This window comes from Bariatricus sp. HCP28S3_A7 (assembly GCF_052066375.1).
Lineage (GTDB): Bacteria > Bacillota > Clostridia > Lachnospirales > Lachnospiraceae > Allocoprococcus.
Genome location: NZ_JBQHSG010000017.1, coordinates 32585 through 46763, shown reverse-complemented (window position 1 = coordinate 46763; position 14179 = coordinate 32585). Strand labels below are relative to the sequence as shown.

General features: G+C 39.6%; 10 protein-coding genes and 1 pseudogene. All 11 read right to left on the bottom strand.

The features are described 5' to 3' along the window. Positions 1 to 199, bottom strand: a pseudogene (locus tag ACTNA4_RS11525) (MFS transporter); the annotation flags it as partial. Between the two features lie 140 nt (positions 200 to 339). Next, entirely contained in the window at positions 340 to 2259 is a 1920-nt protein-coding gene (tet(O), locus tag ACTNA4_RS11520; protein WP_008399617.1) for a tetracycline resistance ribosomal protection protein Tet(O), read from the bottom strand. A 366-nt stretch (positions 2260 to 2625) separates the two neighbouring features. After that, positions 2626 to 3000 (bottom strand): TnpV protein, encoded by a 375-nt coding sequence (locus tag ACTNA4_RS11515; protein WP_001129922.1) that lies wholly within the window; start codon positions 2998 to 3000, stop codon positions 2626 to 2628. Further along, positions 2981 to 5902 (bottom strand): hypothetical protein, encoded by a 2922-nt coding sequence (locus ACTNA4_RS11510; protein WP_441030146.1) that lies wholly within the window; start codon positions 5900 to 5902, stop codon positions 2981 to 2983. The genes ACTNA4_RS11515 and ACTNA4_RS11510 overlap by 20 nt, the downstream gene beginning before the upstream one ends. A 12-nt stretch (positions 5903 to 5914) precedes the next feature. Then, positions 5915 to 7762 carry a phospholipase D family protein gene (locus ACTNA4_RS11505; protein ID WP_073106981.1) on the bottom strand — a complete coding sequence of 616 codons (1848 nt, stop codon included), beginning with the start codon at positions 7760 to 7762 and terminating at the stop codon, positions 5915 to 5917. After that, a complete protein-coding gene (locus ACTNA4_RS11500; protein ID WP_441030144.1) occupies positions 7755 to 8957 on the bottom strand; it encodes a DUF6361 family protein in 1203 nt (400 codons plus the stop codon). The genes ACTNA4_RS11505 and ACTNA4_RS11500 overlap by 8 nt, the downstream gene beginning before the upstream one ends. 12 nt (positions 8958 to 8969) lie before the next feature. Then, positions 8970 to 9176 carry a hypothetical protein gene (locus ACTNA4_RS11495; protein ID WP_155242916.1) on the bottom strand — a complete coding sequence of 69 codons (207 nt, stop codon included), beginning with the start codon at positions 9174 to 9176 and terminating at the stop codon, positions 8970 to 8972. A gap of 69 nt (positions 9177 to 9245) precedes the next feature. Continuing rightward, complete coding sequence (locus ACTNA4_RS11490) at positions 9246 to 10166, bottom strand: DEAD/DEAH box helicase family protein (RefSeq protein WP_028086452.1); 921 nt, start codon at positions 10164 to 10166, stop codon at positions 9246 to 9248. Continuing rightward, positions 10157 to 10849 (bottom strand): type I restriction-modification system subunit M, encoded by a 693-nt coding sequence (locus tag ACTNA4_RS11485; RefSeq protein ID WP_044924460.1) that lies wholly within the window; start codon positions 10847 to 10849, stop codon positions 10157 to 10159. Before ACTNA4_RS11485 ends, ACTNA4_RS11490 begins: the two co-directional genes overlap by 10 nt. Before the next feature lie 24 nt (positions 10850 to 10873). Continuing rightward, positions 10874 to 11089 carry a helix-turn-helix domain-containing protein gene (locus ACTNA4_RS11480; RefSeq protein WP_028086451.1) on the bottom strand — a complete coding sequence of 72 codons (216 nt, stop codon included), beginning with the start codon at positions 11087 to 11089 and terminating at the stop codon, positions 10874 to 10876. 300 nt (positions 11090 to 11389) lie between these two features. Then, positions 11390 to 14140: a YodL domain-containing protein gene (locus tag ACTNA4_RS11475; protein WP_028086450.1), complete on the bottom strand. Its 2751-nt coding sequence runs from the start codon at positions 14138 to 14140 to the stop codon at positions 11390 to 11392. Positions 14141 to 14179: the final 39 nt, after the last annotated feature.

Sequence of the window (14179 nt, the reverse complement as noted above, 5' to 3'; positions counted from 1 at the left end):
ACACCACACCGGTGGGTATCTCGAACAGAAAGCAGGCGGTCTCCTGAACCGTCCCTACCAGGACAAGCTGGAAAGCATCCAGCTGCACCACCTCCAGGTGGTACACGATGGAAAGCACTGTGGACATAGAAACCGCCAGGGAAGAGACAAATCGGAACAGCAGGTAGACAGAATATGCCTTTGAATTTTTAGCAAACATGAAGTTACATCCTCCTTTACGAATCAGTGGGTTGTTTTGTGAAACAAGCTTCTCAGCCCTTTCTAACAGTGATTTTAGAAAAGGCCTCCTAAAGTGCCCAAATCCTTTCAAATCTCATTTTATACGACTTATGCAAGCTGTTAGGCTAACTTGTGGAACATATGCCGAACCTTATCTATACGGCTATTCGGGCGGCGGGGTTGGCAAATAAGTTTACCAGTAGCTGGCTGGTATCCTTTTAACTCTGTCAAGCAGACTCCCTGCCCATTTGTGAAATAAGTTAAATCGTTCCTGTATTCTTGAATACATCTAGCAGGGATTTCTCCTTTCAGAATGACCTCGTCATTCTTTATCTGAGTACTTACAATATCTGCACAATACCTTGGAGCATCATGATACGCCCGTGAGAGATATTCCTGCGGTGCATAAATTTCAAAGTGGAGATATGGCTCTAATAGTTCTGTCCCTGCTTTTTTTAAAGCCTGCTCCAATACGATAGGGGAAAGCAGCCGAAAGTCTGCGGGGGTACTTACAGGACTATAATACAATCCATATTCAAAACAGATTTTACAGTCTGTCACTTTCCATCCATACAGCCCCTGCTCGCAGCCATAAAGAACCCCCTCCATAACCGCATTTTGGAACGATTGGTTTAAATATCCAAGTGAAACTCTGCTTTCATACTGCACTCCACTTCCAATAGGGAGCGGCTCTATGGACAACCCGACAGAAGCCCAGAAAGGATTTGGCGGGACTTCTATGTGGATGGTATATTCTGCTTTTCTAAGCGGTCTTTCCATATATATAACAGTAGGCTCTTTTATTTCTGCCTCCACATGATATTTTTCCTCAAGGATGGCACAAATGACTTCCATCTGCACTTTCCCCAAAAAAGAAAGTATAATCTCATGCGTTGTAGTATCCACATAATATTTTAAAAGAGGGTCGCCATCTGAAATTTCTGTAAGTGCCCCAAGCAATATTTCCCGCTGTTCAGATTTCTTTGCTGCAATCGTTGTTTGGAGCATAGGGAGAGGATTTTCAATAAATGTTCTCTGCGGCAACAGCATTTCGTTCCCCAAAATACTGTTTAGCTGCAAAACATCATTTGGTAAAATTACAATATCACCAGAGCAGGCTGTATCGGATGAACATAATTCACCGTTTGTCGGAACACACATCTCTGTGATTTTTATTTTCTCTTTTTCAGATATTTTAATAACATCCCTCAAATGCAATGTTCCGCTATATATACGCACATAAACAAAACGCCGCCTTTTCTCTGAATATTCAATCTTAAAAACCTGCCCGCATAGTTCAGATTGACCTTCAGGCGTTGATGAATAAAACTTACTGGCAATCACTTCTATAAGCTGCCGAATCCCCAGATTGTTTTTAGCGCTTCCGTGATAAACGGGAAATAACGTTCCGTTTTGGAATCTCCTGTTTTCTTCCTGTTCCAGTTCTGACATTTTAAACGGTTTCCCTGACATATATTTCTCTAATAGTTCATCGTTTCCCATAATTACCGCATCCCACTGTTCCATATCGTCATTGTCCGTTACATTTATATGAGGATGCTGCCCAACCTTTTGCTTCACTATAATTTCCGAAGAAAGCTTTGCTTTCATTTCTTGATATACCATTGGCAAATCAATCCCCTCTTGGTCAATTTTATTGATGAAAAAAATTGTCGGAATCTTCATTGTCTGTAGTGCATGAAACAGTATACGGGTCTGTGCCTGTATGCCATCCTTTGCAGAAACTAATAATACTGCTCCGTCTAATACGGATAAAGAACGGTATACTTCCGCCAAAAAATCCATATGGCCTGGCGTATCTATAATGTTGACTTTTACATCCTCCCACTGAAAAGATGTCACTGCTGTCTGGATAGTGATTCCCCTTTGACGCTCCAAATTCATTGTATCTGTCCTTGTTGTGCCTTTATCTACGCTCCCTGGTTCTGCAATTGCACCACTGGTATACAATAAACTCTCCGTTAATGTTGTCTTTCCTGCGTCAACGTGAGCCAGAATGCCTAAGTTAATTATTTTCATGTGATTTTCCTCCTATCAACACCCAAAAAAGGGCATAAAAATACCCAGTGATAAATACTCCTATCACTGGGTAAATAACTCCAATAGCCCCAAAACACTTATATGTTTTCGGGCATATAAAATTACATGATAAAAGTATTCTTAAACTGGGTACAAAAAACTAAGCCCCATATTAAAAGTGAAACGGGACTGCTACTTTTTGTTCCCACTATCAAATTGACAGTTTATTTAAGAATACCTTGCCGCATATTTATTAACTCCTTGTATAATACTGAATCTAATTATATTCCTTAACCCTTTATTTGTCAAGCTGACAAACTAAAGCAGAAAAAGCGGCAGGATTTCCCCCTGCCACTAATCATCTGTTTATGCAAAAATAATTTCCTTTTCCACAATCTCCCTCGCACAAGCCCTTATGTTATTGAGGCATCCTGTCCATTCTAAGGCGTTTTCTGCCTTTAGCTGTTCCGTTATGCCCTGTGCCTGTTTCATACCCTCTATGAGCCTTTCAAAGCGTTCCTGTGCCTGTCTGTTGATGTCGGCAAGGTAGGCGTTTAGCCTGCCGCTTGTAAGAAGATTGGTGTATGTAACTTTACGGTACTGTTTTAGATAATCTAAATGCCGTTGCCCCCAGATGCCTATTGCCTGTTCTTCTTCGGCGGGTACAGTTAAGCACGGTATCAAATAATCCCCTTGCCTTTCGTATTTGCCGCCCAGTTCCTCAAATAATGATTTTGCCATTGTCTGTTACCTCCACATTCTTTTTTATTTTGAATGTCCGCAAAATCCGTCCTACATCTATGGGATTACTTGGAAGATTCCAGTGCATAATCACTCGGCAGTAATTATGAAAATCCAGTCCTTCCTGTCCGATTGATGTTGTGGCAAGCACAAATGGACGCATTGGTGAGTTAAAGGCATTTCTGATATTTTCTTTACGCATGACTACCTTGGAATTATCACCTGCATCCTTTGTAAATCCAACTGCATAACTCGACCTTATTCGACATCCATCACTCTTCCTGTCAGCTCCATTAATACGCTTTTTGAAATCAGGATAAGTATCAGCGATATAGGTGGCTGTATGTATTTTCAATGAATCCATCATCATGTCATGCACGATCTGATACTGATTTCCATCCGACTGAAAACCTGCTGTTTCTTTCAGCATATGGATATATTCATCAATCATTGCCTGAAAACAGCCATCTTTACAGTATTTAAGTACATTCTGCCAGTGGGAATTATCATCCCTGCATCTGCCATAAGCAAGATCAATGATAGCTGTTGACTCCGGCAAATTGAAATTATTGACAAATACCTTTGCAAGCGATGTTGCTCTGGCTGTGCTTCTTCCATTAGAACGATAAATGCATATTGCTGGCGAACCCAGTACCATATTTACCAATGTTTCCAGAAGATCCTCCGGCTTTCTTCCAAGATGAATCTCCTCCGGGGCATCCAAATAATTTCTTAGCTTATCAATATGAGCAATAAAGCCCTTATTTCTCTTATCCTTTGAACTGCTTCTGACCTCAAATGTTGTATCCTCTTCGTCTGTATTCATTTCCCACACAATATCCTCTATCCAATGCTTTGCATAGATGACTCCATCCATGAGCATCGGTGCAAGATAATACCACCTGGCATCTTCCTTATTGTTACCAGAATCACCATACTTTTCTTCGATTATCGCAAGCTTCTCTTTCAGTTTCAGCCGTACAGATTTCTCTATTACTTCTAATGATTCATGATTATTCAATGACTCAATCGGTAAATACATATCAGAAAGTGTCTTTGAAGGATAAAGCAGTGCAAACAGGCTCATGCCTCTTACTTCTCCATTTGAAACATTAAACCTGAGCCTTGCCACCGGGTATCGTCTCGAACCTTCCGCAAAATACCCCGTATTCTTCTTATCCTGATTCTTTATCTGATGTACCAGTTTTCCAACTGTAAGTCTTTCCGCCTCATAGGAAACAAGCGCACCTATCATTCGTGGAACCATCTCCCATGCAGAAAATACAAGTATTTTTGAAAAGCCTTTGCTGTTTTTATATGCTCCCTGCATCTCATAATATGGCAGTGATGGAGGAATCCACAGATATTTTTCTGCACCGCCGGTAAATGCTTTTTCTTTCAGTGCCTCAAGCCTTGCATTGGTTTTCGGCAGTTCATCATATTTATTGATTTTATTGCAATTCAGCCACAAGAGACTTTGTTCTCTTTCACTTCCAAATTCATCAGGATGTTTTATATAATATTTTTCAATCTGCTCTTTAATCTTATATTTCTTCATAAAGGACATAAGATACGGACAGCTCTTTGCATAATCTACCGGTAAAGAATGATTTGAATCCGTTTTTGACAGCAATCGTGACATCTGTATATAGGAGTTTATGTCATTTTCATCTATCTGCAAATGATGCTTCACGCTGCTGTCATCCGTATAATCACCGGAATCCATGACAGATATACGCTCTGTCCTGCTGACTCCCTGATACATAGCATTTTCTGCCAGCTCCTTCATACGGATAATTGCACTGTCCCCTGCCTTCAACTCACTTAGAGCATGGGAATAATTCTTCCACACTTCCTTGAATTTAATGTCTTTGACTTCATCATCAAAAAGAAAGTTCATAACCTGAAAAAACTCTGCATAATGCTCATCAATCTGATTTTCATCTATCTCTTCAAGGGTAGAATACAATTTATATGGTGTAGCCGACAACAGAAGTACCCTTGTATCATGTCCACTAAGGAAACTGTGTGCAAGAATACCAAGCTCACTGTCATCGGATGACAAAAGAAACTTAAATCTCTGAAACTCATCCATGATTACCAGATCCGGCTCAAGCATAGATACACTGATTCTCGCAAACATCACACGAAGCTTATTCATCACATAGTAATTGGAATATGTAAGCTGTTTATTGTATCTTCTTTCATGCAAATGATTAAGCAGCATGTCCCTTATACTTTCATACTCCTGATAATTAAGGATTTTTTCTATCACATTTTGTGGATAGACACCCTTCGTCATCTTTTCGCATTCTGCCACACGATTTTCAAAGTTCCATTTTGCCCATCCATCCCATGCTTTTACAGCATCCATTATCATAAATTTTTCAAGAGAAGTTACATGTCCTTTAAAGTCCGGCATTCTCCTTAAAATGGCATACATAAGTGCTCTTTCCTGCACACTTCCACCTCCGGTGGTCATGCGGAAAGATGTTTCCGGTGTAAGTGGGATAAGCTGTATAAAACCTTCCTTTATCTGCGGATCATTTTCCTGCTCAGTAATCTTTAAATGCTGCATAGACAGTCTGGTATCTGATACTGAGCCGATGGCATTCTTTCCTGTTACATCAAGTTTTCTGATATTCTGATTTGCTATGTTCTGATTAGAGCAGATATAAATTACCTTAAACAGATCATCTTTCTCTTCGATTCTAAGTCTTGCTGTCTTTACAATTGCTCCTCTGGCAATAAGAGTTTTTCCCATACCCACTTCATCTGCTACAAGCACACGATTCTGATTATGCCGGAACAGATAATCCACTCTCTCCACAGTCGCTCTTTGAAAATCCTTCAGACCGGAAAGGGTACGCTTTTCAATTTCATCTATATTAAATTGTGACATGACATCACCTCGTTATCTTCTGATTTTCAAAGTATTACAAAAAGTCTCATACAGTTCACGGAATTCATCCGGTATAATATCCTTATCTGTAACCATCTTAAGCACATATCCAATGTCTTTTATTCTTTCCGGCCCTTCTACAGATGTCTTTAACATCTTTTCATAGAGTGCCGGCATTGCATCACTCGAATTGGCAAAAAAGCCGGATTCTCCCATCTGCTTTCCTTCAAGCATAGATGCTACATAATCATCACCAAGTACAAACGCTATGTACTCAACAAATGATGCCCTATCTTTTACCACACTGTTTACTGCAGCACTTTCTCTGTCATCCGGGAAACCACTTGTAGGGATCATAATAATTCTGCGAATTGTATCATCACCTGATCTTGCAGTAATCTCATAGAACTCTGATAACTGCAAGATCTCAAGCTCTGAAAACTCTATATGTTCTGACAATGTCTGCTCCTGCTTTGAATTAAATGGTGATACTGTAACCTCACTATCAGATTCAATACCACTGAACTCAACCTCTATCTTGTACTTTCCAGCATTCTCATTATCTTCTGAAATTACAGCCTGCCTTTTCACTCGGCACAAGTCCTTAATTTTCTGCTCCAGCAGATTTCTATTGTCACTTTCTGTTTCCAAAACAGCATCCGCTACTGTAACCTGCTCAAATGGATTCTTTGCATCTCCTACCGGTCCACAGAATATATCCTCTAAGAATTTATCCCCATTCAGATACATATTCTTTGTACCAAGCCACAGCATCATTTCAACATTTTTATTAATTGCAGAATAGGAAGCATTCATGGAACCAAGATACAGGTCAACATCTGAATATTTCCTTCTCAGATAGATTTTTGCATGAATATCCTGTTTCTTTTTATCTGCGAGTTCATCTGAAATTTCTTCCTCACCATCTATAATCTCATCCTTTAATGCATAGATGGTAAAATTATCTACATCTGATGCTTTGAGTTTTCCAAGCTCAGAACGTCTCGTAACAAGTGTTCTCTTACAGTCCGACAATGCCCTGTCTGTCAGGTTAAAATCTGCAATCACACTTTCTGATAAAAACGGAGACATCACTACAAGCTCATTAAATGTCGAATTGGCATTTCCTCTTTCCTTGCAGAATAGGATATCCTCCTGCATCCGGTAAGCATTTTTTCCAATACCAAGTGGAAGCACTTCAAAATCCTCTCCAAATATTTTACTATCAAGTGAAAAGGATACATCCTTAATGTCTGCACATAATCCACGAATCAGGTTTCTTTTCTTTCCGGCATTATTGCTGGTATTATGCACATTCATTACAAGATAATCCAGAAAATCACAGATAGGCTGAGTCTTTTTCTTCTGTCTGACATTTTTACTGCTATCCATTGCAAAGCTGATATCCCAGCTCCTGTCAAAAGTCAGATTTCTGCTCATTACCACAAAACGATATTTTTTATCTCCATCAGCGTTTACATATGCTAATACCCATGTTTTCGGATGAAATGACGGATATCGACCAAGCTGTCTATCTTTTGGCAGTGCGACCTCTACTACCATTTTCTCTAATAAAATAGATAGTGCAGTCGGTTTTGTTGGCACTTTAATCTGTCCTGCTTCACAAAACAGCACGATTTTATCTGATACCTTCTGCAATGCATTCAGCATACCAATTGGATTTTGCATAAGCTTACTATCTGTTTCTTCAGATAATCCAAGACATATCGCCACAGCTGTGAGTGCTTCCAGGTCAAGTGAATATGTAGTGCCTACTGCTCTGTCCAATCTATATCCGTCCGGAGGCATCAAAATACCGCTGTAATCCGTTCTATCTCGGTTTGAATCCGGTCTAAACATCAGCACTCACCTCCCCGGCATAGATGTCATTCACAATTCTTCTGGCATTCGAGAATCTGTAATCGAGCATTCCACCGCCTACCCATTTTGAATGATCAAATTCCTTTGTTCTGCTTAACTTCGCTCTGGCTGCTCCTTTCAGGCTCCGTTCCCTCTTGCGAATCAGTTCATCAGCCATATCAATATCTAATGTAATAAATGCTGCTTGTATCCCACATAGAAAGCTCTTTGCCCTTGGATTGATCAACTGGAATTCTCCAAACACTGCATCCAGATCTACTGTCGCATTATGCCTTATATCCGGAAGCAACCTGCTCCATTCATCATTTGCGTATGTATTCTCGTCTTCTGAAAGCATGACATTGTATCTTACTCTCGCCATATACACCAGATTATTAAAATCGCAGGCAAGCTTCATCATATATGCCAGCTTTTCACCTACTTTTTCCGATAGTTCAGCCGTTAAAGAAGCAAAATCATCATATTCATTCAAATCAATACGATTTTTCAATACATATTCCAAAAGAGACCCTTTCGTTGACTTCTGAATCTGCTTATCCAGATAGAATGCTTCCTCCTGCGTCAACTCTATTGTAAGGTTGTCTCGCCAGTCATCATGATAAATCGGAAGATTCCAGAATCTAATATTGCCGATATCTCCTGCATCAGAATCATCCTTATCATTTTCCTCTGCATCATCATTTCTATTTCCAAATCGGCTAACCTTCTTCTCTTCTCGAAGTTTCGTTGCCAATGAAACATATTCAGAAATAGATAAACCATGATCACAAAATATTCCATAGGTGCGAATACCATTCCAGTAAATGTCGGATGGCTTTCTAGCCACCCAGCCTTTCGGCAATACACGAGTTCCGATAACTCCCTCTGCCTTTGGATCCGCATTCAACAATCTAATACCACAATCTTTTTCAGCAGAATCAATTGCTCTAAGAATCCTATTCACGTCTTTGCCGTATCTGCCATCAACAGCCTCTCTCAAGACATATGGAACAATAAGGAAATATTTTGCCCTGGTCTGGATGGTAGATGTCCCAGGGAAAAAATAATTGGCAAAAGCATCACGAACTATACCTATTCCAAGTTCATCGACTGCTCCCTGTTCACTCAGAAGGTTAATCACATCCAAGGCCTTCTGCCTGTCTTCTTTTGAAAAATCTATCCATCCTAACTGCATGTTTTCACTTCCTTATTTCTTCGTCAAATATGTATCTTCCACATAAGTCTCCGGTGTCGCCTCTTCAATTACTCCCGACTTTGGATCAAAGATATATTTCTTCTTCAATCTCTCATACAATACAGAACCTACAGTCTCCATTACCTGCCTCATCATATCAGGATCATCAAACAGTTTTCTGAAAAACTGGTCATTCTGCTCATATCTGTCTGCTGCCATATTCGGAAAATCCTTTTCAAATAACAGCATAAATGTTGCCCTGTCATTGTTCTTTGCGTAGCTCTGGTCTTAACTGTCCCTGAAGCTTTCCAAGATCACCAGCTGATCTTCCATCTCGGCATACTCTTTCAGAATTTCTTCAGTATCAGCTAATGCTCTTTTTAACTTTTTCGCTGCATCTCCGGTCTGCGAAGAATGTGCCTCATCAATAATAATCGCAAATCTTTTTTTTGCAGAATCCACTTCTTTATAGATTACCGGGAATTTCTGTAATGTAGTAATAATAATGCCTACACCATCATTGATTGCATCTCTAAGCTGTCCCGAATTTTTATCTACTTTCTTAACCACACCTTCCACATGGTCAAACTGATATACTGTAGACTGTAACTGACTGTCCAACACTCGTCTGTCAGTAACGATGATTACTGACTGGAAAATCTTATTGTCTTCATAATCATGGAGTCCGGTAAGTCTGTGTGCCAGCCATGCAATCGAATTGGACTTTCCTGAGCCTGCACTATGCTGGATCAGATAACTCTTACCTGAACCATTCTTTTTTACATCTTCCAACAGCTTTGTAACAACATCAAGCTGATGATACCTTGGGAAAATCATAGTCTCTTTCACAAGATTTCCATTTTTATCGTACTCCTGCTGCAAGTGCATATATTTCTGTAAAATTTCCATCAGACTGTCTTTGCAGAGTACTCTTTCCCAAAGATAAGCTGTATCATATCCATTTGGATTTACCGGATTACCTTTGCCACCTACTTTTCCGGCGCCATTACTTCCCTGATTAAATGGCAGGAAATAAGTGTGTGCGCCCTCAAGTCTTGTAGTCATATAAACATTGGTAAGGTCTACAGCGAAATGTACCAATACCCTTTCCTTAAAGGCAAAAATCGCATCCTTACCGGCACGATCAAACTTATACTGATTAATCGCATTTGTTGTATCCTGTCCTGTAAACTGACATTTCAATTCCATTCCTCTGCTACAGAAAGCATACCTCCGGTTCCACAGGCAGGATCATAAATCGTCTTTGCCACATTATTGCCAGAAAGGATGTCATTATCATCATAGAAGAGAATATTAACCATAAGTTGGATAACTTCTCTTGGAGTGTAATGCTGTCCTGCATCTTCATTATGAGACTCAGAGAATCTTCTTATAATTTCTTCAAAAATATATCCCATTTCAAGGTTAGAGATTTCATTCGGATGAAGATTTCCTCTGTCTGTTGTATATTCCTTTAAAACAATATACAGAATCCCCTTATTTGCCATCGTTGTGATGTGTCCATCAAACTTAAATTTTTCCAGAATATCCCGCACATTTGCTGAAAATTTATTCAGATACTCTCTAAAATTCTCCTCAATGTGGTCAGGATCATCCATAAGTCTTTCAAATGTATATTTACTTGTATTGTAAAAATCCTTTTTTGAAGCCTTACGAAGTAAAATATCTTTCATTGGAAGATTCTTTACTTCATCGTATTTCTGTAATACCGCATCCTTCGTATCTGAGAGAATACAGTCAAAACGTCTGATTACTGTAAGTGGTAATATAACATCTCCATATTCATGTGGTTTATATACACCGGTAAGCTTATCTGCTATTGCCCATATTAGGTCTGCTTTCTGATCTATTTTTGCACTTCTCGTAGCCATTTACATTTTCCTCCATAAGGTAATTTACTTTTCTTTGTTATCTGGTACATAGTCAATCAAATCTCCAAAGTTACAATCCAACTCTTTGCAGATTTTTTCCAAAACAGATAGTTTCACCGACTCGCAGTTTGTCATCTTTGCTATTGTACTGGAGCTAAGACCAGTCTTGGCACACAAATCTCCTTTTTTCATTCCGTGGTCAATTAACTGTTTCCATAATCCATTATAACTAATTGCCATCCTCTTTTCCTCCGTTTAATGTGCAATCAATATCAAAATTATTTTATCACACAAAAAACTCCTTGTACAATTCGCATTTACAAATATCACATATCTTTTTTCAAATATTGAATATCTTTTTTAATTTATTCACAAACCTTTTGAATTTATCTGCTACAGATACTCTTTTCCTAATTGATGTGGTTAGAAGAAAAACATCTCCAATCTGCTTTCATTATAACGTTCAATCCATATTTACGCATTAAAAAAGGATGCAGGGATTGACTCCCTACATCCTTCATTAGAATTATAATATTATACTTATCTCACACCCCGATCAGCCCCTCTCTCCGGCTTATCTTTTCCCTGCTTTTCTTGAATAATCCTCTTATTAATCTCAAGCCGTTCATGAATGGATAATTTCTTATCTTTTCCAACTACCGCCTGCTTCTGTTGTACCTGTTTCCTATCTGCTTTTCCTGCATCCTTGACCACTGCATTCGCTTCGGTACTTGTTCCCCGCTCATCTGCTCTTCCTTCATTTCTTTCCGTTATCTGCTGTTCTCGTCTCTCTTTCACACCTTTTTCTTCCAGATTGCAAAAGCTCTGCAGATACGGAAGCACATGATTCTGCATGTCTGTCAGATCTTCCATATATTTTTGGAACTCTTCACTTCCTTTACCTTTCTGGTAATTGATCCAATACTCATCTGTAAGCTTCATTTCATTATCATACTTCAACTGACTCACAATACCGCCATGTCCATTTCCAATATCTATTGACTTCTTGAAATGATGCAGCATCTGTTCACCTTTTTCCGCATAATATACAGTCACATATATCTTTGTGATTTTTGTAGGTTCCTCTGTCTTCGAATCACGTTTTGCATACCATTCTTTATCCATTTCTGCTGTTTTTGCATCCAGCTCGGATAACTTCTGACATCTTGGATTCATGAGAGCACTTTCTTCACAATAGTTTACATACACCATTGGTTCCAGATTCTTTGGAAACTCCGGCTCATAGACTTTCAGTCTTTCAATCAATACACCTGCACGCACAGACTGGTCACATTCTTCGTCTACAATATCCTTCAGATAAGAAATATAAGAATGTGTATTGCCACTCTGCAAATCCAACATCACCTCTTGTACCGTATTTTCTCCCGTCTCCACATTATCTCGATACTCATACGGATCAAAAGCTTCTGCAATCTCATCCAATGCCTCTGCCAACTGTTCTGTGGTCATCTTCTCTGGATACATTGCTTCCCGAACATCCCGCATTGGTACATACTTATAGTCCGGCAATGCATCATGAATTTTCTCAATCCCTTCCCGTATCAGTGCAAGTTCTCCATAAAATCGAACATCGTCCATCAGATTTCCAAGTACTGTATTTCCTTTTACGATTGCAAATTCAGCATCATCATAGTAACTGTCTTCCGGATCACGATAGATAATCCCCATACTGCATACTCGATAGGCATTCTCAGGATTCTCCCTATATTTTTCATAAACCGCAGCAATCTGATTAACATCGGTACTTTTTTCATAAGCTCCCATATCATGGAACTCATCACATTCTGCGGCAAAGTATTCCAGATACGGTTCTTTCTTCGGTGGCATATTATTGAGGACATTATCAATCATGTTATAATTTGCCTCTTCCAGTTCTTCTACCTTTGCCAATGGCTTATATTCGCCCTGGCTTTTCTGAATCTCTGCCATTACAACCTCATCCATTTCTTCTACCTTTTCCATCAACTGATCATAATCCCCACGGATGCGTTCTCCAGTCCATCCTTCGTCTTCCAAAAGTTCCTCTGCCGCTTCTTCAATAGAAATTTCACCATTTTCATAGACGCCACCATCCATCAGGCGGAAATCTTCATCGTAAAAGGAATAATCATATCCTCCTTCTGTTCTCTGAATAGCAAAGTAACGTTCTCCTACCTCATATGCCAGTTCACTAAGAACCTGTTCTTCCAGATTCAGGAAAGAATCTAGCTGTTCAAAACTGATACTGTCTACAAAATGAGCGGTTACCTTTCCCCCCTCATTCAGAACTACGATATCACTGACAGACAGGGAATGTCCTCGAAAGTCTTCTGGTCTGTCGATGTTGAATCGTTCAAATATATCATCTAGCGACATATTTCCAAATAATTCTCCCACATAGACCAGTTCATAGTCTTCTTTTTTAATCTGCATCCCGTGACTTTCAATGAAGCTCATATTCATAAACGCATAGTTTTCACCTGGCAAACCATCTCTTATTTGATAAATACCGAATGTTCGTCTTGTCCCTAATAGCAGATTTGCCTCTTTCAAAGACTGAATCTGCGGATATTTCTGCATCTCCCATTCCAAATTGCGGAATCGTTCCAGTTCTTCTGTAGACATCTGATAATGCTCCGGACCTCGTTCAATCTCCATTCGCTCTGTAACATAGATTGGTGATGAAAAATTGGTAATCAGATAGATATCTGCTCCGGCATCATATAATTTCAGAGCTTCTTCCTGTCCAATCACATTCATCGGCTCCTGAAATGCTCCAAAATCTTCATCTGCATAATCCAGATCCTGATCCCTTATCCGTTCCCACATCTGTGATTCCATGCCAAACAGCCCTTCATGTGCCTGTATCATTTCTTTACTTGCATACTCTCCCTTGCTGCCATCACTACCCAGGCAATAGATTTTAGAACCCATTCTGTGATAATCCAGGGCTGCTGCTTTTCTAAGCGGCACCATATCCTCTGCTGTATATCCATAATCCCGAAGTTCCAGCTTGCCTATGGTTGGATCTGGTAAGTCCTGAATATCCATTTGGGCATCATCCAGAAGTTCCTCTACTCTATCTTCATCTGACCGATTGACTGCATCTGCCAGATTTCTTACCAGCGTCCTTACTTTCTCTTCTTCGCCAACCAGATTTGCATATTCAAAAATCTGTTCTTTTACGTCCGCTGGAATTGCTATTCCCATGTGTTCTGCACGGTCTATTTGTTCCTGTGTATATTCCTGCATTTTCTGCGTTTCTATTCCTGTTATCATGTTTCTCGCCATATAAGTTCCTCCTGTATTCCCAAAAGTGGCATAACCGGC